An 18,999-nucleotide genomic window follows, 5' to 3' on the forward strand; every position below is an offset into this window, starting at 1 on the left:
CCCTGCAGGACGCGGGGTCTGGGAGAACGCTGTGTTGAAGACAGGTCTGAAATGGGTGGGTATCTCGATCCTGAGCCTAGGAGTGGCGGTCGTCCTGCTCTGGGCGGCTTCGCGGTTCTGGCCGTTGCCAGTTGAACAGCGCGAGGCGATGCGGCTGCTGCAGGCGCCCTTGCCCACGCGTGGCGAGAACGGCTTCACCGCGCTGTGGACCCTGCGTTACGACGGGCTGGAGGGCGCCGGCGGTGACGCCGTCATGGCGCAGGACGTCGAGCGGTGGCGCACCGGTTCGCCCGGCCAGCGACCCGTATCGTCCAGCGCGGAAGGACGCTTCCCCGCAACGCCGCTGTCCGCCCCGGCAGGCTGCGGCCGGCGGGGTATCGGGTGTCTGGCGGCGGTTCGCGCCGACCCGGACGGTGTCGAGGCTGCGCATGCCGGGCACGACGCGCTTCACCAGCGTGTGGCCGCGCTTGCCGGCTACGGTCACTTCACCTCGCCGTTCAAGCGGTTCGACACGGATCCGATGGTCCCACTGCCGGTCTTTCAGCCGGTGCTCGATCCTGTCTCCGCGCACGCGCTCGCCCATGTGCGTGGCGACAGTGGCACCGCACTCGCCGGTGCATGCGCGGACATCCTCAGCGGTCGGCGGATGACGGGGCAGGGCGATGCCCTGATCACCAGCATGATCGGTGCGGCGATGGTGGAGAGCAACGCGCGGCTGCTGGCCGACATCCTGGTTGAACTGCCTGCTGATACCGCGCTGCCTGCCATCTGCGTCGCCGCACTGGCGCCGATGACGGCCGATGAGCAGAGCCTGTGCACGGCGATGCGCGGTGAGTTCGGGCTGGCCGGGGCGGGAGTGCGCCTGACGACCGGGAACCCGGCGGCGCAGTACCTGCTGTTGGATGTGCCGCGCACCCAGGCACGCATGGCGCCGCGCTACGCGTGGGCATGCGCCGCCAGTGCTGAACTGGTGGCCACCCGGGATGCGCCCACCCCGATTCCCGGGCCCGCACAGGATCGCTTTGCCTGCATCGCCAATCCGCTGGGATGCGCCTTGTCCAACATCACCGGGCCGGACATGCGGCAGTACGCAGGCCGCCCGCAGGACGCGGCCGCGATGCTGCGCCTGGTTGCGGCGCAGCGCTGGTTGCGGCAGCAGCCCACCCCCGCGTCCGTGGCCCTGCAGCGCCTGCCAGAAGCGCTACGCTCGCCCACCCGCACACCGGTGCTCAGCGACGATGGCCACTGGCTGCAGGTGGAGCGGCGCGCGGTGATGAGCGATGTCGAAGCGACGCTGCGGGTGCCGATGCGCGCACCTGCGCACTAGCCAACGCGCCGGGATGCCGTGGCTCAGCGATCCTGCGCCGACGCCAGCGGCTCGAACGCGCTGCCGTCGCCGACGGTCTCCAGGGTCCAGCGCTGCGGCGAGCTCAGGGTCTCCCAGCGCACGCGCTCCTCGTCCGATTCCATGCTGCCTTCGGCATGACGCACGCGTCGGGTCGAGTAATTGATGCTCAGGCTTTCGGTCTGCCCGGAGTTGCGCATCATCGAACTGCGGTCGTAGCCGATCAACGCGAAGGCACCCGCCTGCCAGCGGAAGGTGTAGCTGGCCGAGCCGGTGGACCAGCTGCCGGCGTTGGAGAAGAAGAACAGCGTGGTCTGCAGCGTGCCGCGCACGATCGAAACGCCGGCGCCCTCCTCGAAGACATCGGACAGGTTCGGCGCCTCGTGGCGGGTGATGAGCGTATGGTTCTGCGCAGCGAGTGAGTAGCCGTCCGGCGTGGCCCAGGCGATGGCGAGCATGCGTGGATTGCTGTCCAGCGGACTGATGCCGAACCCATCGTGTTCGACGATGTTGCGCGGGTCCTGCTGGCGCAGGACGAGAACGAGATCCTCGCGCTTGTCGCCGTTGAGGTCGCCGCGAAGCTGCTGCTCGATGCGCCACCCTGACGGCACGAAACCTTCGGCCCGGGTGGCGTGGGCGGGCAATACCGGATAGTCGACCGGTGGGATCCGCAGTTCCTGCGCGAACGCGGGCAGGGCAGTGAGCAGCAGGGCAGCAAGCAGGGGCAGGCGCATGGTCGTCCGTGGGGTGGAGCCGGCGCGCGAGCATAGCAAGCGCGCGATGACTCATCCCGCGCGCTGGCGTGCCTCGGGCTTGAGGCGCAGGTAGACCTGCTTGCGCACGCGGGCGATGACCTCGCCTTTCGCATCGACAATGTCGTTGCTGAACCAGTGCAGGTACTTGTCCCCGCTGGCGGTGGCGGCACGCAGTTGATCCAGCAGCGCTTCGTCCAGCCTGAACTCGGCGGCCACGGTGCCGCGGCCCGGCTTGAGGAATTCGATCTCCCCGGCGCGGTCCCAGACGTAGTAATCGCGGCCCAGGTTCTGCATCACGGTGAGCATCCAGAACGGATCGGTCATCGCGAACAGGCTGCCACCGAAATGGGTGCCCACGTAATTGCGGTTCCAGGGACGCATGCGCAACTCGACGCGCACATGGCGGTAGTCCGGGCTGACCTGGGTGACATGGATGCCGGTGAACAGGAATGGAGGCCACAGGTTGAGGCCAAGGCGGAAGACGGAGGCCTTCATTCGGATCGCAGCTCAGTGGAGAGGAGATCCGAGTCTACCATTCGCCTGCGTATGGAGTGGCGCCTCAGCCCAGCCCACCGTCATCCACCGAATACCCATTCCGTCCGGCCGCCTTGGCCTGGTACAGCGCGGCATCGGCGCCTTCGAAGAAGTGCCGCGGCTCGGTGTTCGCGGTCGGCACGCGCGTGAACACGCCGACGGTCACGGTGATATGCGTGGTCGCGCCGCGCCCGGCCGGGATCTCCAGTGCCTGCGCGCGCGCGACCAGATCCTGCACCACCTGGAGGGCGCCTTCCGGCGTGGTGTCGGGCAGGATCAGCGCGAATTCGTCGCCGCCGAAGCGCGCGGCCATGTCACGGGGGCGGCGGGCATGCGCGCGGATTTCCTGCGCGATCCGGCGCAGCACGTTGTCACCGGCCTGGTGGCCGAACTCGTCGTTGTGGCGTTTGAAGTGGTCCACATCGATCAGCACCAGGCTCAATGGCCGCCCGGTGCGCCGGCCGGCGTCATGCTCGGCCTGCAGGGTCTGCTCGAAGCGCAGCCGGTTGCCCAGTCCGGTGAGGGCATCGCTGTTGGCTTGGCGCCGCCACGCACTGACGCGCCACAGCGCCCACGCCAGGATCACCGCCAGCATCCCGGTCAAGGCGGCAGCCGGTGCAAACCACAGGCTGCCGGCGCGCAACAGCACGAAGCTCAGCAACAGCGTCGATGGCAAGGCGAGCACGCCGCTCAGCCACGCCCGCGGCAGGGTCAGCAACAGGCAGCACAGCGCCACCAGCAACCCGGTAAGCACGCTCTGGCCGAGAGGTGCCAACGGCACGATGACCTTGTCGCCCAGCAGCATCGAGGCGACATTGGCCTGGTACTCGCTGCCGCTCATCCAGCGGTCGCGCGTGGTCGGGGTGAGCAGGCGCGGCGCGATGCCACTGGCGGTCAGGCCGACCAGGACCAGGCGGCCACGCAGCAGCGCCGGGTCGACCTCGCCATTGAGCACATCCACGTAGGACAGCTGCGGGAAACGCTCGGGCGGGCCCGCATAGCGCACCCGCACATAGTGGTCGCGCCGCCACTGATACGGCGAATCCAGGCCGGGACGATCATCGCGCAGCCCGGGCAATGGCCCCGGCGGATCGGCCAGTGCCAAGCCGAGCGCTGGCCAGTGCGGGGAACCGATGCCGGCGGTGAGGAACAGCCCGCGTGCGACGCCGTCGCTGTCCACCTCGATGTCGCTGTGGCCGAGGCTGGCCGCGTTGGCGGCGATCAGCGGGATCGGCAGCAGCTCCTCGGCCATGCGCGGGCCACTGGCCGGCGCGGCCACCACCGGCAGCACGACGTGGCCGTTGCGACGGATCGCTGCGGCCAGTTCGGCATCCTGTGTGCTGTCCTGGCGATCGGCTTCGGACAGCACCAGGTCCAGCACCACGCGTTCGGCGCGCGCGTCGGTGAGGCGATCCAGCAGACGCGCATGGGTGCCGCGTGGCCACGGCCACTGGCCGAGCTGCTGCAGGCTGTTGTCGTCGATCGCCACGATCAGCAGGCGCGCATCGGGGGTGTACTCCCAGCCGCCCACGTAAGCATCGTAGACCGCTTCATCCTGCTTCCAGAACCACTGCCAGTGGTTGGCCGCCACGGCCAAGGCACCGACCACTGCCGCCAGCGCGATGCGGTGCGGCCAGGGCAGGTGCAGCGGCGTCACAGCAGCAGCCACAGCAGCAGGGCGCCGCCGCCGGCGCCGTAACAGGTACGGCACGGCAGGGCGATCTGTTGTGTCGGCGAGAACGGACCGGCGTAGCCGTCCTCGTCGATGTACTGCACGCGGACGTGCAGCGTGCCGCGCCAGGGGCGCTTGAGGGTGACCTCAGGCTGATCCAGTTCGCGATCCAGCAGCGGGGTGGCAAAGTCCCCACGCCGATCCAGCTGCACGCGGTAGCGCTGGCCTGGTTCGCCGGCCTGCCAGCGCAGCGTCAACTGCCCTTTGGCCGCCTCCGGTGGCTGCAGTGCGGGATCGACCGGCTTGTCGGTGATGGTCAGCGGCAGCGGCTGACCGAAACGCCCGCGGTCGCCGTTGCGATCCACCGACGCCACGCGCCACGCATACTCGCCCGCGGGGAGGTCCAGGACGGGACGCAGGTGGGTGGCGCGGGTGTCCTGTTCGAGCAGGAGATGGAGGAACTGCGGGTCGCGGGCGATCTGCAGAACGGTCCGCTCGGCGTCGGCGACGCGGGTCCATTCGAAACGCGGCCGTGCGCTGTTGACGGTCTGGCCGTGCAGCGGGCGTACGGTCAGCGGGGCGATCGGCTGGTCACGGACCTGGAAGTCCTGCCCGGCATCCCGTCCTTCCACCTGTTCGGCACTGACCGCCCGCACCAGCACGCGCAGATCGCCCGGCGGCAGGTCGGGCAGGGTGAGCGCCGTGGTGTCGGTATCGCGGGCGAACAGCAGCACCTCCGGTTGGTCGGCGCGGACCACTTCCACCCGGTAGCCAACGGCATCCGGCACCGGCTGCCAGGCCAGCGCAGCGGGCAGGGTGGCCAGCCGCTGGGGATCGGTCGCCAACACGGGGGCTGGCAGCAGCGCTTCCAGATCGGCCGGGCGCGCATGGCGCGACGGGCTGCGCGTGGCCTGGCCGTGGGTGACCAGGCGCTGGCCGCGGCGGTTGCCGACCTGCACGCGGCCTTCCAGTACCTCGGTGGCCGCGCCACGGCCGTCCTGGCCGGCGCTGACCCGGAATACGGTGCCGCGTACGCTGCTGGTCGCGGTGGGCGCGTCGATGATGTAGCGCGACGCCGGGCCGCTGGCGGGGGTCACGCGGTTGCTGGCACGGCCTTGTTCCAGGCGCAGGCGGGTATCGACCATGCCGGTGCGCCCATAGCGGCTGAGCTGGTCGAAGCGCAGCCGGGACTGCTCGCGCAGCTGCAGGCGTGAATCATCGGCGAATACCACGGTGACGCTGGCATCGTCGCCGGTGAAAAGTTCCTGGCCGATCCGCAGCAGATCGCCTTCGGCCACCTCGCGGCGGGGCTGGCCGCCGGTCTGGCTGTGTACCGGGCCCCGCACGGCGAGTACACGCGCCGGCGCAGGCTGGACCTGCAGCCAGGCCACGGGGAAGCGGAGCTGGCTGCCGGGCGGCAGCCGATAGGGATCGGCGATGCCGTTGTGCGACTGCAGCTGTTCCCAGGCGATGGACGGTTTCAGATAGCGGGCGCTGAGGTCCCAGATCGTGTCGCCAGGACGCACCCGGTAGGTCCAGTCCTGGGCCAGAACCGGCGCGGCAGACAACATCATGGCGGCCAGCACCAACAGGCGGGCGGCCATCGGAAAACGGAGGAATCGGGTCAATCTCACGGTCATTCACGGCCCTGCAAGGCGGGGCGCAGCCAAGTAGGCCGCCATGGCCCAGACCTCATCCTCCCCGATGGATCGCAGCCTCCAGTGGGCCGCGGCGGCATTATTGCCCGGGAGTCGTGCAGGGTTTCTGAACGTGACTCACGTCACACATCGAAGTTGCCGGTCTGGGGAGACGGCTTCGTTGGCCAGCGCCCCGGAAGGCGCTGGCCGTGGCCGATCAGAACAGCAGCGAGGCCATCCGGCGACGGTACTGGCCGACCAGGTCTTCATCCTCGATCACCTTGAAGGCATCGATCAGCAGTTTGCGCGGGCGGCCCTCGTCGTAGGTGCGGTCCCGGCGCAGCATGTCCAGGAACTGCTCCAGCGCGGCGGCGTCCTGTCCGGACAGCAGCAGCTGCACGCCACGCAGATGGCGGGCCTGCAGGTCATCGCCATTGGCCGCGATGCGCGCCTCCAGGACCTCGGGAGCCGGGGCTTCCTGCAGGGCGCTGGCGAATTCCAGGCGGGCGCGGGCGCGCACGGCGCGGTCATCGGTGGAGAGGTTGGCCGGCAGCGCGTCGATCAGGGCGGTGGCCTCGGCGGTGGCGCCGGTCTGCAGCAGGGCCAGGGCCAGGTCGAGCTTGAGCTCTTCCTTGTCCGGCTCGGCGGCAATCGCCGCGCGCAGCACGTCGACCTGGGCCTGCGGATCCAGCGGCGGCGCCTCCACAGGCGTTGCTTCATCCGGGGCCGCTTCAAGCGGGACCACGCCGTGCTGGCTCAGGAACTCGCGCAGCTGACCTTCCGGCACCGCGCCCGGGAAGCCATCGACAATCTGCCCGCCCTTGACCAGGAACACGGTCGGGACCGAGCGGATCTGGAAGGCGGCGGCGATCTGCTGTTCTTTGTCGACGTCGACCTTGGCCAGCTCGAAGGCGCCATGGTATTCGCCGGCCAGCTTTTCCAGCATCGGTCCCAGGGTCTTGCAGGGGCCGCACCAGGTGGCCCAGAAATCGACCAGCACGGGGGTCTGCAGGGACTTCTGCAGCACCTCGGTCTCGAAGGTCTCGGTGGTGGCGTCAAACACGTGGGGCAGATCGCTCATGGTTTCAGATCAACGGGAAACTGGAGAGGAAGTGTATGGTGCCGCCCGCGGCCTGACGCAACCCCACTGGGCGGAATCCGTGCGTAACAGCGACAATGCGGACCTTGTGAACAGGCCGGGTGCAACATGCTGGAACTCCATCGTTGGGAACGTGCGCTTGGCATCGCCGCCGCCGTGTTGTTCGTGGGGGCGGTGATTGGATTTGGCGCGGCGCTGCCGTTGTTCGATCCGATCGGCCACCCGGTCGCGCTGCTGGGTGCGCTGGGCGTCCCGCATGCGCTGGCCTTCAACCTGCTCGGCTTTGCGCTGCCCGGCCTGCTGGCCAGCCTCGTCGCGCTGCGCCTGCTGCTGCGGGTGCCGCGCACCGCGCCATGGTCGATGCGGGTCGGCGCCCAGCTGCTGATGCTGGCCGGGGTCGGCTTCACCGCGATGGGCGTGCTGCCGCTGGATACCAGCGATCTGGACAATCCCGCCAGCCAATACCACGCCAGTGCCTGGATGATCTGGGTGCTGGCCTTCGTGCCGGGCGCGGTGATGTCCGGGATCGGCGCGCTGCGGCTGCCGGCGTGGCGTGCCGTGGGCGCCCTGCATCTGGCGTGCGGGGTGGGCGTGCTGCTGGCCGCGTTTGCGCTGCAGGCCCTGCTGCCGGCCCCGCTGGCCCAGCGCGTGGCCTTCGGGGTGTGGCTGGTCTGGCTGGTGGCGGTGCTGCCGCTGGCCCCGGCGGCGCGGCGGGGCTGAGCGCGGGCGGGACGTTGCTGCGCCCCGGTACGCCGCGCGGCGCGGGGCAGGGGCAGGGGGTGTTCTGCCAATCCCCTGTCAATTCAATGAGATGACAGGTTTGGCCACGGCAGTGGGCAACGTCGATTGGAGCCCTTTGCCGCACTGCGGTACCCTGTGCCGCTTTGCCGCCGCACTAGCGTTTTTATGACCAGCGTCGAACCCAACGTTTACGATCCGCAGCAGGTTGAATCCGCCGCCCAGCAGTACTGGGATGCCACCCGTGCCTTCGAAGTCACCGAGACCTCGGACAAGCCGAAGTTCTACTGCCTTTCGATGCTGCCGTATCCGTCCGGTGCGCTGCACATGGGCCACGTGCGCAATTACACGATTGGTGACGTGATCAGCCGCTACAAGCGGATGACCGGTCACAACGTGCTGCAGCCGATGGGCTGGGATGCGTTTGGCCTGCCGGCCGAGAACGCGGCGATCAAGAACAAGACCGCGCCCGCCAAGTGGACCTACGCCAACATCGAGCACATGCGTGGCCAGTTCAAGTCCATGGGCTATGCGATCGACTGGTCGCGTGAGTTCGCCACCTGCACGCCCGAGTACTACGTGCACGAGCAGCGCATGTTCACCCGCCTGATGCGCAAGGGCCTGGCCTACCGCCGCAACGCGGTGGTGAACTGGGACCCGATCGATCAGACCGTGCTGGCCAACGAGCAGGTCATCGACGGCCGCGGCTGGCGTTCCGGCGCGCTGGTGGAAAAGCGCGAGATTCCGCAGTGGTTCCTGCGCATCACCGATTACGCCCAGGAACTGCTGGACGGCCTGGACGAACTGCCGGGCTGGCCGGATTCGGTCAAGACCATGCAGCGCAACTGGATCGGCCGCTCGGAAGGGCTGGAGATCCAGTTCGACGTGCGTGACGCAGACGGCAGCACGCTGGACCCGCTGCGCGTGTTCACCACCCGTCCGGACACCGTGATGGGCGTGACCTTCGTGTCGATCGCCGGCGAACACCCGCTGGCCCAGCACGCGGCCAAGTCCAACCCGGCACTGGCCGCGCTGCTGGCCGAGATGAAGCAGGGCGGCGTCTCTGAAGCCGAACTGGAGACCCAGGAAAAGCGCGGCATGGATACCGGCCTGCGCGCCATCCATCCGGTCACCGGCGCCCAGGTGCCGGTGTGGGTCGCCAACTTCGTGCTGATGGGCTACGGCACCGGCGCGGTGATGGCCGTTCCCGGTCACGACCAGCGCGACAATGAATTCGCCAACAAGTACGGCCTGCCGATCCGCCAGGTCATCGCGTTGAAGTCGCTGCGCAAGGAAGAAAGCGCCTACGACGCCACGCGCTGGCAGGACTGGTACGGCGACAAGACGCGCGAGACCGAGCTGGTCAACTCCGAAGAGTTCGACGGGCTGGATTTCCAGGGCGCCTTCGAGGCACTGGCCGAGCGTTTCGAGCGCAAGGCCCAGGGCCAGCGCCGGGTGAACTACCGTCTGCGCGACTGGGGCGTGAGCCGCCAGCGCTACTGGGGCTGCCCGATCCCGGTGATCTACTGCCCCAAGTGCGGCGCCTTGCCGGTGCCGGAAGAGCAGCTGCCGGTGATCCTGCCGGAGAACGTCAACTTCGTCGGCACCGGTTCGCCGATCAAGGCTGATCCGGAATGGCGCAAGACCACCTGCCCGGACTGCGGCGGCGCGGCCGAGCGTGAGACCGACACCTTCGATACCTTCATGGAGTCGAGCTGGTACTACGCGCGCTACACCTCGCCGGGTGCCCGTGATGCAGTCGACAAGCGCGGCAACTACTGGCTGCCGGTCGATCAGTACATCGGCGGCATCGAGCACGCGATCCTGCACCTGATGTACTTCCGTTTCTTCCACAAGCTGCTGCGTGATGCGCGCATGGTGGACAGCAACGAGCCGGCGCAGAACCTGCTGTGCCAGGGCATGGTGATCGCCGAAACCTACTACCGCCCGAATCCGGACGGCTCCAAGGACTGGATCAACCCGGCCGATGTCGATGTGCAGCGCGATGAGCGCGGCCGCATCGTCGGGGCGACCCTGATCGCCGACGGCCTGCCGGTGGTGATCGGTGGCACCGAGAAGATGTCCAAGTCCAAGAACAACGGCGTGGACCCGCAGGTGATGGTGAGCAAGTACGGTGCCGACACCGTGCGTCTGTTCTCGATGTTCGCCGCGCCGCCGGAGCAGTCGCTGGAATGGAACGAAGCCGGCGTCGATGGCATGGCCCGCTTCCTGCGTCGCTTGTGGGCGCAGGTGCAGAAGCACGCTGCCGACGGTGCCGCCCCGGCCCTGGACGTGGCCGCGCTCAATGCCGAGCAGAAGGCGCTGCGCCGCAAGACCCATGAAACCATCGGCAAGGTCGGCGACGACTACGGCCGCCGCCACAGCTTCAACACCGCGATCGCTGCGGTGATGGAACTGATGAACGCGCTGGCCAAGTTCGATGACGTCAGCGATCAGGGCCGTGCGGTCCGCCAGGAAGCGCTGCGTGCCACCGTGCTGCTGCTCAACCCGATCACCCCGCATGCCAGCCATGCGTTGTGGCAGGTGCTGGGCCATGGCGAAGAACTGCTGGAAGACCAGGCGTTCCCGGAAGCCGATCCGGCTGCGCTGGTGCGCGATGCAGTGACGTTGGCCGTGCAGGTCAACGGCAAGCTGCGTGGCACCATCGAGGTCGCGGCCGATGCCCCGCGGGATCAGATCGAAGCCCTGGGCCTGGCCGAGCCGAACGCGGCCAAGTTCCTGGAAGGGCTGGTGGTGCGCAAGATCATCATCGTGCCCGGCAAGATCGTGAACATCGTGGCGGCCCCGCAGGGCTGATCCTGTCGTGCCGACCGGGTGCCTGTGCACCCGGTCTGGTATCAAGTCCTGTTCACGCGGCATCCGGCACGATCACTGCTTGTTGCCGCGACCGCCCGGCTCCTACAGACTGTGTCCATGACCCGATTCCTGCTTGCCCTTGTCCTGACCGCGACCCTTGCCGGGTGCGGCTTCCATCTGCGCAACAAGCTGATGCTGCCGGCCGATACCGCCGCAGTCCAGGTGGTGTCCACCGCGCCCTACAGCGAGCTGGTCAAGCTGCTGCGTCGTGGCCTGCAGGCCTCCGGGGCACAGCTGGCCGATCCGGACAGCACGGGCCCGGCCTCGCAGCTGCAGGTGGTGTCCGAGCGTTGGGGCGATCTGCCGATCGCGATCGATGCGCAGGGCCGCGCCCAGGAATACAGCCTGCGCTACGCGGTGATCTTCATCTTCCGCCGCGAAGATGGCAGTGAGCTGGTGCCGCAGCAGGTGATCGAACTCTCGCGCGACTACGTGTCGCCGCCGACCGATGCCACCGGTACCACCACCGAGCGCGAAATCCTCGCCGACGAACTGCGTCGTGAGATGTCGGCCTCGATCATGCGCCGCATCGACAGCGTGGTCCGTGCCGAGCTGGAGCACGGCCGTGCCCCGGCCAAGCCGGGTACGACGCCGGTGGAGACGCCGGTTGAGATGCCTGCGGCCACCCCGGCTTCGACCACGCCGACGCCGGCGGTCCCCGCCGTCGTCCCGCAGGGGCGCTGAGCCCGGTCCGCCCGCGGATCGGCCTGCCCGGATGGAACTGCGCCCCGAACAGCTTGCCAGCCAACCGGCCAGCCAGCCGTTGGCCCCGGTCTACCTGATCGCCGGCCCTGAGACCCTGCGCGTGCTCGAAGCTGCCGATGCGGTGCGGGCGCGGGCGCGTGCCGATGGCGTCAACGAGCGCGAAGTCTTCGATGCCGATGGCCGTGACTTCGACTGGCACCAGCTCGACGCCAGCTTCAATGCGCCCAGTCTGTTCAGTGCCCGACGCCTGATGGAACTGCGGCTGCCCAGCGGCAAGCCGGGCAAGGAAGGCGCCGAGGTGATCAGCCAGTTCTGTGCCAATCCGGCGCCGGACGTGATCCTGCTGATCACCTGCAACGAATGGAGCAAGGCCCACCAGACCAAGTGGGCCGATGCGGTGGGCCGCGCCGGGGTGATCTCGGTGGCCTGGGCGATCAAGCCGCATGAGCTCACCGAGTGGATCGAGCGCCGCCTGCGCGGCAAGGGCCTGCGCGCCGATCCCCAGGCCGTGCAGCGCCTGGCCGAGCGGGTGGAAGGCAATCTGCTCGCCGCCGCGCAGGAAATCGACAAGCTGGCCCTGCTGGCCGATGGCCAGACTTTGGACGTGGACACGATGGAGTCGCTGGTGGCCGATGCCGCCCGCTATGACGTGTTCCGTCTGGTTGAAGCGACCTTCTCCGGCCAGCCCGCCGCCGTCCTGCGGATGATCGCCGGCCTGCGTGCCGAGGGTGAAGCGGTGGCTGCACTGACCCCGATCGTGATCCGCGAGCTGCTGTCCACGGCCGGTCTGGCGCGGGTGCAGGCGCGCGGCGGCAACCTGGCGGCGGAGATGAAAAGCCGCGGCATCTGGGAATCGCGGCAGGCGCCGTTCAAGCGCGCGCTGCAGCGCCATCCCGAGGTCAAACGCTGGGAGCGCTTCGTGGCCGAGGCCGGGCTGGTGGACCGCATTGCCAAGGGGCGCGCTGACGGCGATGCCTGGCTGGCGCTGGAACGGCTGCTGATCGCCGTGTCCGAAGCCCGCGCCGTGCGCCTGCTCGCCCGGGCCTGAGCCCATGGGCCTTCGCATCTACTACGGCGGGACCTTCGATCCGGTCCACCTGGGCCACCTGGCCATTGCCCGTGCCGCCCGCGACCAGCTGCAGGTTGCCGTGCGCCTGTTGCCCGCCGCCGATCCGCCGCACCGCGCTGCCCCCGGCGCCGATGCCGGCCAACGTCTGGCGATGCTGGCGCTTGCCATCGGTGAGGAGCCGGGCCTGCTGGTGGACCGGCGCGAGCTGGACCGGGCCGAGCGCACCCCGGGCGTGCCGTCCTATACCGTTGATACCCTGCGCGAGCTGCGCGCCGAACTGGGCCCGCGCCAGCCGATCGCCTGGCTGGTCGGCGCGGACAGCCTGTTGGCCCTGCCCAGCTGGCACGAGTGGACGTTGTTGTTCGAGCTGGCGCATTTCATCGTCGCCGACCGCCCGGGCAGCCCCTTGGCCGACACGCTGGACCCGCTTCTGGCGCAGGCCCTGGAAGGGCGGTGGGCCCGTCATGAGCGCGAGCTGTTCAACGCGCCGGGTGGGCGCCTGCTGCGCCTGCAGGCCCCGCTGCGCGAGGAATCGGCCACCGCCGTGCGTACGCAGATCCAGGCCGGTGGCCCTTGGCAGCGGCTGCTGCCCGAGCCGGTGGCCGGCTACATCCTCGATCACCGCCTGTACGGCGCGACACCGTCGTGAATACGCGCGGGCGCGCCGCCCCGTATAATCGATCCCACATTTATCGAGTTGACCCGCTTTGAGCAACCAAGCCCAGCCCCAGACCATCAAGGTCCAACTGCCGAATCCGGCGCCCTCCGTTCTGCAGCTGCTCGAGTGCGTGCGCGGGGCCACCGAAGAACTGAAGGCCAAGGATCTCGTTGAGATCGACGTTATCGGTCGCTCCAGCGTCGCCGATTACATGGTGATCGCGTCGGGTACCTCCAGCCGTCACGTCAAGTCGATCGCCGACGAAGTGGTGAAGTTCGCCAAGAAGCTGGGCGTGATGCCGCTGGGTGTGGAAGGCGAGCGCGAAGCCGAGTGGGTCCTGGTCGATCTGGGCGACGTGGTGGTCCATGTGATGCTGCCGCGCGTGCGCGAGTTCTACGCGCTCGAGCGCCTGTGGACCGTGGGCGACCAGCCGCCGATCGAACTGCTTGACGATGCGGACGACGACTACGACGCGCGGTAATTCCCGCACGTACGGTCACGACAACGGCGCCGATGGCGCCGTTGTCTTTTGCGGCGCCACGCAGGGTGTCGGCGGAGGACAGAGATGAAAGCCAAGTTGATCGCCACCGGCGAACGCGCACCGTCCTGGGTCGCGCAGGGGTTTGCCGAATACCAGAAGCGGCTCTCGCACTGGTTGCCCTTCGAGCTGGTCGAGATCGAGCCCGGCCTGCGTGGCAAAGGGCGCGATGCGCGCCGCGCGACCGATGACGAAGGCAAGCGTGTGATCGCCGCATTGCCCAAGAATGCCTACGTGGTCGCGCTCGATGTGCCGGGGCGCCAGCTCAGTTCCGAGCAGCTGGCGCAGCGCCTGGAGCATTGGCGCGGGCAGGGCCGGGACCTGGCCTTCCTGATCGGCGGGCCGGAAGGTCATTCGGCGGAAGTGTCGGCGATGGCGGACGAGAAATGGTCGCTCGGGCCGTTGACGCTGCCGCACATGCTGGTGCGCCTGGTGGTGGCCGAGCAGCTGTATCGCGCTGCGGCGATGCTGGCCAACCATCCGTACCATCGCGCGTGAAATAGTTGTCGCCGAACAGGTTACATCTCGCGAAAAACGGGCTACAATGCGCACCCCGCCCGAATAGCTCAGCCGGTTAGAGCACTTGACTGTTAATCAGGGGGTCGTTGGTTCGAGTCCAACTTCGGGCGCCAAGATTCGAGAAAAAGCCTCGCAGCGATGCGGGGCTTTTTTTTGCAACAAAAAGCCCGGGCACTGCCCGGGCTCCTTGTTCCCCAGGTGCGGCTACCTCATTCGAAGGTGTACTTGGCCCCCACGGTGAAGTAACGGCCGATCGCGCCGCTGAAGTGCAGCGGGTTGTAGTTCACGCCACCGTAGGTGGTCGGATCCAGCGGGGCGATGCGGTCGAACAGGTTCTGCACCGACGCGTTCAACTCGAAGGCCTCGGTGATGTTCCAACGACCGGACAGGTCGAAGGTGGTGAACGAGGAGATCTTCTCGACGTCTGTACCGTCGGCGTAGGAGAACTGGTACGAGCCGTCCGGACCGCGGAAGTCGGTGTTGTCCATCTTGGAGATGTAGTTGGCCACGCCGCTGACGCTCCACGGGCCCTGCTTCCAGGTGGTGCCGAAGTTGATGCGGTCCTTCGGCGTGCCGATGCAGTTGGTGACGTCGCAGTTGCCGTGCGTGCCGGCGTAATCGACGGTCACATCCGAATCCGTGCGCTCGAACTTGAGCACGTGGCTCCACTGCAGGTCCATCTCCAGCTGGCCCGGGCCGATGTCGAAGGTCTGGCGGATGTCGGTATCGATACCGCGCACGCGGGTCGATGCGGCATTGATGTAATCCGTGTTGACCGCCAGGATCGTACCGGTGCCTGCGACGCCATTGATCAGATCGGTGTCACGCAGCACGTTGCCCGCCGCGATCGCATCGGCAGTGGCACCCTGTGCGATTTCGTTGGTGCGCTTGATCTGCCACGCATCGATCGTCATCGAGGTGCTGGAGGTCGGCTGCAGCACCAGACCCACCGAGTAGCTCTTGGACTCTTCCGGCTTCAGGTCCGGATTCGGCCGGGTGATGATGGCCACCGGGCGTGCACTGCAGTTGGTGCCCACATCCGCAATCGGGCTGGCTGCGCAGCGGACCGGATCGCGGGCGTTGGAGAAGGCGGCCAGGCCGCCGTCGCCGTTCTCGGCCGGGTTCGGCGCGCGGAAGCCTTCGGCATAGCTGCCGCGGACCGCGATCCAGTCGGACGGGGTCCACTTGATGCCAACCTTCGGGGTCGCCTTGCCTTCGCCGCTTTCATACTTGTCGTAGCGCACCGCACCGGACAGTTCCAGCTGCTCCAGCACCGGCGCGGACAGTTCGACGTAGCCGGCATATACGTTCTGGGTGCCGTCGTAGGCCGAGTAGCCCAGGCCGATGATGTCGCCCTGGTCGGTGTAGGTCTGCGGGGTCAGGCTGTTGCTGGTCTTGCGCCATTCGGTACCCAGCGCCAGGCCCAGCGGCCCGCCCTTCAGGTCAGCCAGGCTGCGCGAGACGGTGAAGTCGAACATGTCCAGGCTGGACTTGGCGCGGGCGCTGATGTCCGGCGAGATGTAGTCGTACAGGGCCTGCGAGTTCTGACCGGCGTTGTCGCCGATGCGCCACACGCCGCCCGGGCAGGCCGGGTTGCCGAGCGCGCATTGCACCGCGCTGTAACGCAGGAAGCCGGTGCGCTTGTTGGTCAGGTCCGTACCAGAATGCAGGTAGGCGGTATCGTAGCTCCACTCACCCCAGTTGCCCTTGACGCCCACCAGGAAGCGATTGAACTCATTGGTGTTGTTGGTGACACGCGGGCCCACATCCCATGCCGAATAGCGCAGGCGCGACGCCTGTCCCTGGATCGGATTGTCCGGATGGGTCGGGCTGAGCACGACGGCTCCGGGACCACTGCTGGCGTTGCGCGGGCCGTCCGGGAAGCCCCAGCTGCCCGACACGCCCGACGGGGTGTTGCTGAAGGTCGTCTCCTTCTTGGAGTAGCCGATCTCGGTGTAGATCTCGCCGCCTTCGCCGAAGGCAAAGCTGGCACGACCGAACACGTTGACGTACTTCTCCTCCGGGGTCAGATCACGGTACAGCTGTGCCGGGTCCCACAGGCACCCGTTCTGCGCGATCGACGCATCGGTCTGGTCCGGAATCGTCGTAAGACCCTGGCAGCCCGGCAGCGGAACGAGGAAGGCGGGGGTAGTGGCGGTCACGGCACGGTCGTCGAACACCGAGCCGTTGGGGCTGTTGCCGCCGCTGGTGCGGCCGTTGAGGAAGGCGCCGCCCAGGAACTGCGCATTGTTGCCATAGCCATACCGGCGGATGTCACCGGTGCCGATCCACTTGCGATCCTTGCGGTCGCTGATCTTGATCGCGTCGGTCTTGCCCACGTCCAGGCTGAAGAACGCATTCCAGCCATCGGTGGCCAGATCGCCGGTGCCGGCGGTCAGGGTGGCCTTCTTGGCATCGCCGTCGCTGTCGCCGGACAGGCCGTAGGAGGCGCGCAGGATGGCGCCGTTGAAGTCGCTGCGCAGGATGATGTTGACCACGCCGGCGATCGCGTCCGAACCGTAGATCGCAGAAGCGCCGTCCTTGAGGACTTCGATGCGCTCGACCGCATCCAGCGGAATGGTGCTCAGATCGGTGAACACCTTCTGGCCGTCATCGGCCAGGCCGTAGGTCGCCATGCGGCGGCCGTTCAACAGCACCAGCGTGGAGCCAGCGCCCAGGCCGCGCAGCGAGATGCCTGCGCCACCGCCGGCAAAGCCGTTGCCGAAGGTCTTGGGAATGGAGCCGGAGCCGTCCGCGGTCAGGGTCTGCAGGTACTCGGCGACGGTGGTCTTGCCGGTACGGTCGATCTCCTGGCGGGTGACCACCTGGACGGGGGAGGGGGTTTCGGTGTTGGTGCGGGGGATGTTCGACCCGGTGACGGTGATCCGGTCAAGGTTGGTCGCCTGCTCCTGCGCGAACGCGGAGGACGACGCCATGGCACCCACCAGCAGCAGCGCGCCGCCGGTAAGGATCGTGGAAATGGAGGTGGCCAGGCTGGTGCGGCGGCTGTCGTCGCGGCGTTGGATCGGGTGTTTCACAGCATCTCTCCTGACTGGGAAAACCTAGATGTCAATAAGTCGACACCAGGACGGTGGCAACGGCGCCAATCTAGGTTTACGTCCTGTGACGCAAGAGTGAAAAATTGCTTAATTGGGGAAAGATGCACTCCGTCCCATTTTGTGAATGGGGAGCCCCGTCGTGGGGCTCCCGGATCACTCAGCGTGGCAACGTAAAATCGATGGGCACCAGGCCATCGGCCGCAATGGCCTGTCCATCAACAATGGCCGGCACGAAGTGCCAGTGGCGCAGGACCTGCTGGCGGGCCGCCTGGTCAAGCACGCGCGAGCCGCTGCTCTTCTCGATGCTTACCGCCACCGGGTTGCCCTCGGCATCGACCCGGATGCGCAGCAGGACCGTGCCCTGCTGCCCGAGGCGGATCGCTGCGATCGGATACGGCGGTGGGGGGGCGCTGCGGTACTGGAGCTGGGCACCCCCGCCAGGTGCAGCCTCGGCGGGGGCCGGGTCCAGTGACGGTGCGGTCGCGTCGCTGGCCGGAAGCGGGGCCATCGCCCGCGCGTCATCAAGGCTGGCTGTGGGGGTGGGTAACGGGGCTGGCGCGCGTTGCGTGTTCACTGGCACGGTGCGGGGTGGAACCCGGTCCGGAGGATGGCGAGGGGAGAAATCCGGGAGTGGCGGCGGGGTAGGGACCCAGCCCGCCCGTACGCGCTCAAGCGGGGCCTTGATCAGGGGCTGGGTGGCGGGGATCAACAACAGCATCAAGGCCAGCGCGTGGACCGCGATGGCGGTGCTCCACCCGAGCACGCGGGAGACGTCGATCTGCAGCGGGACAACCGGGGACGGGGTACGGACCATGCTCCACTCTCCTTGCCAGATGTGCGGGAACATCAACGTGCCTGCGCGGCGCATGGGGTCAGGCGGGGGCCGCGCAATGACAGCAATACCCGAGCCCGGCGCGGGCCGGAAGTCAGGGGCGGGGTGGAGGTTTTGCTGGCAGTCAGAATCAGGCCGTGCACAGCATGACGGCGCCTTTCGGCGCCGTCATGGAGGACTGACCGGGGGCGCGGATCAGCGGCCCAGATCGAACACCACGTCCAGGTTGACCGAGACGGTCGATTCGCCCGGCGATACCGGGGTGGATTCGTCGGCGGACATCGGCGCGGCGGCCGCGCGCATCATCATCATCGGGCGGACGTTGCCGCCACCGCTCTCGGAAATACTGACGATGCGGCGCACGCGCAGACCCAGCGCCTTGGCGTAGGTCTCGGCGCGGGCCTGGGCCTTCTTCAACGCGGCCAGGCGCGCTTCGTCATAGACCGGCTCGGGCTGGTCGATCTCGAACTGCGGGCCGTTGATCTGGTTGGCGCCCTGCGCGGCCAGCACGTCGAGCACCTTGCCCAGCTTGGCGATGTCGCGCACCTTCAGGCTGACCGTGTTGCTGGCCTGGTAGCCGGTGATCTTCGGCGCTTCGTTGTCGGCGTAGCGGTACTGCGGGCTCAGGTTGACGCCGCTGGTCTGCACATCGCGCTCGGCGATACCGGCAGCCTTGATCGCGGCGAGCACTTTGGTCATCTGCGTGGCGTTCTCACGCATGGCGCTGTTGCCGTCCACGGCCTGGGTAACCACACCGGCCGAAAGCGTGGCCACATCCGGCACGCGCTTGGCGTCGGCATTGGCCGAGATGTTGAGCAGCGTGCCATCGGCCGGTGCGGCGATGGCGGGCAGCGACTGGGCGTGGGCGGTCATCGAAGCTCCCAGGGCAAGGGACAGGGCGAGCAGCAACGGGGACAGGGACGGGCGGCGCATGTACATCTCCTTGTGAAGACGTTGAGGTT

Annotated in this window: 16 protein-coding genes and 1 tRNA gene; 9 read left to right on the forward strand and 8 right to left on the reverse strand. The window is 68.0% G+C overall.

Annotated features, from left to right (window positions below; all coding sequences use genetic code 11):
* The first annotated feature begins 34 nt into the window (after positions 1-34).
* On the forward strand, positions 35-1,327 hold the full coding sequence (locus tag EDF74_RS13455; protein ID WP_148045955.1) for a hypothetical protein: 1,293 nt from the start codon (positions 35-37) through the stop codon (positions 1,325-1,327).
* Positions 1,328-1,350: 23 nt separating this feature from the next.
* Here EDF74_RS13455 and EDF74_RS13460 read toward each other — a convergent pair whose 3' ends face one another.
* The 5 genes from EDF74_RS13460 to trxA form a co-directional block, all read right to left on the reverse strand.
* A complete protein-coding gene (locus tag EDF74_RS13460) occupies positions 1,351-2,079 on the reverse strand; it encodes a hypothetical protein (RefSeq protein WP_123730569.1) in 729 nt (242 codons plus the stop codon).
* A gap of 51 nt (positions 2,080-2,130) precedes the next feature.
* Positions 2,131-2,595 (reverse strand): DUF4442 domain-containing protein, encoded by a 465-nt coding sequence (locus tag EDF74_RS13465; protein ID WP_123730570.1) that lies wholly within the window; start codon positions 2,593-2,595, stop codon positions 2,131-2,133.
* 64 nt (positions 2,596-2,659) lie between these two features.
* Complete coding sequence (locus tag EDF74_RS13470) at positions 2,660-4,291, reverse strand: CHASE2 domain-containing protein (protein WP_123730571.1); 1,632 nt, start codon at positions 4,289-4,291, stop codon at positions 2,660-2,662.
* Positions 4,288-5,940 (reverse strand): FecR domain-containing protein, encoded by a 1,653-nt coding sequence (locus EDF74_RS13475; protein WP_428999163.1) that lies wholly within the window; start codon positions 5,938-5,940, stop codon positions 4,288-4,290. Before EDF74_RS13475 ends, EDF74_RS13470 begins: the two co-directional genes overlap by 4 nt.
* A gap of 220 nt (positions 5,941-6,160) precedes the next feature.
* Positions 6,161-7,024: a thioredoxin gene (trxA, locus tag EDF74_RS13480; RefSeq protein WP_123730573.1), complete on the reverse strand. Its 864-nt coding sequence runs from the start codon at positions 7,022-7,024 to the stop codon at positions 6,161-6,163.
* A gap of 126 nt (positions 7,025-7,150) precedes the next feature.
* Here trxA and EDF74_RS13485 point away from each other — a divergent pair, with 126 nt between their 5' ends.
* From EDF74_RS13485 to EDF74_RS13520, 8 genes are all read left to right on the forward strand, one after another.
* On the forward strand, positions 7,151-7,762 hold the full coding sequence (locus EDF74_RS13485) for a DUF998 domain-containing protein (RefSeq protein WP_123730574.1): 612 nt from the start codon (positions 7,151-7,153) through the stop codon (positions 7,760-7,762).
* Positions 7,763-7,948: 186 nt separating this feature from the next.
* A complete protein-coding gene (gene leuS / locus EDF74_RS13490; RefSeq protein ID WP_123730575.1) occupies positions 7,949-10,597 on the forward strand; it encodes a leucine--tRNA ligase in 2,649 nt (882 codons plus the stop codon).
* Between the two features lie 117 nt (positions 10,598-10,714).
* Positions 10,715-11,341, forward strand: coding sequence for an LPS assembly lipoprotein LptE (gene lptE / locus EDF74_RS13495; RefSeq protein ID WP_123730576.1), 627 nt, complete (start codon positions 10,715-10,717; stop codon positions 11,339-11,341).
* A gap of 31 nt (positions 11,342-11,372) precedes the next feature.
* The gene (gene holA, locus EDF74_RS13500) at positions 11,373-12,410 is read left to right on the forward strand and encodes a DNA polymerase III subunit delta (RefSeq protein WP_123730577.1); all 1,038 of its coding nucleotides are present in this window, start codon (positions 11,373-11,375) and stop codon (positions 12,408-12,410) included.
* A 4-nt stretch (positions 12,411-12,414) separates the two neighbouring features.
* Positions 12,415-13,080, forward strand: a complete 666-nt coding sequence (gene nadD / locus EDF74_RS13505) for a nicotinate-nucleotide adenylyltransferase (protein ID WP_123730578.1) — start codon at positions 12,415-12,417, stop codon at positions 13,078-13,080.
* A 58-nt stretch (positions 13,081-13,138) separates the two neighbouring features.
* Positions 13,139-13,570, forward strand: coding sequence for a ribosome silencing factor (rsfS, locus tag EDF74_RS13510; RefSeq protein WP_088434466.1), 432 nt, complete (start codon positions 13,139-13,141; stop codon positions 13,568-13,570).
* Positions 13,571-13,654: 84 nt separating this feature from the next.
* A complete protein-coding gene (gene rlmH, locus EDF74_RS13515) occupies positions 13,655-14,125 on the forward strand; it encodes a 23S rRNA (pseudouridine(1915)-N(3))-methyltransferase RlmH (RefSeq protein ID WP_123730579.1) in 471 nt (156 codons plus the stop codon).
* A 57-nt stretch (positions 14,126-14,182) separates the two neighbouring features.
* Positions 14,183-14,259, forward strand: a tRNA-Asn gene (locus EDF74_RS13520).
* 96 nt (positions 14,260-14,355) lie between these two features.
* Here EDF74_RS13520 and EDF74_RS13525 read toward each other — a convergent pair.
* From EDF74_RS13525 to EDF74_RS13535, 3 genes are all read right to left on the reverse strand, one after another.
* Positions 14,356-17,184: a TonB-dependent receptor gene (locus tag EDF74_RS13525; RefSeq protein WP_123730580.1), complete on the reverse strand. Its 2,829-nt coding sequence runs from the start codon at positions 17,182-17,184 to the stop codon at positions 14,356-14,358.
* A 178-nt stretch (positions 17,185-17,362) separates the two neighbouring features.
* Positions 17,363-17,713, reverse strand: coding sequence for an energy transducer TonB (locus EDF74_RS18405; protein WP_311316918.1), 351 nt, complete (start codon positions 17,711-17,713; stop codon positions 17,363-17,365).
* A 519-nt stretch (positions 17,714-18,232) separates the two neighbouring features.
* On the reverse strand, positions 18,233-18,970 hold the full coding sequence (locus tag EDF74_RS13535) for an SIMPL domain-containing protein (protein WP_123730581.1): 738 nt from the start codon (positions 18,968-18,970) through the stop codon (positions 18,233-18,235).
* Between the last annotated feature and the right edge of the window lie 29 nt (positions 18,971-18,999).

The sequence above is a fragment of the Stenotrophomonas rhizophila genome (assembly GCF_003751305.1).
In the GTDB taxonomy this organism is placed as follows: domain Bacteria; phylum Pseudomonadota; class Gammaproteobacteria; order Xanthomonadales; family Xanthomonadaceae; genus Stenotrophomonas; species Stenotrophomonas rhizophila_B.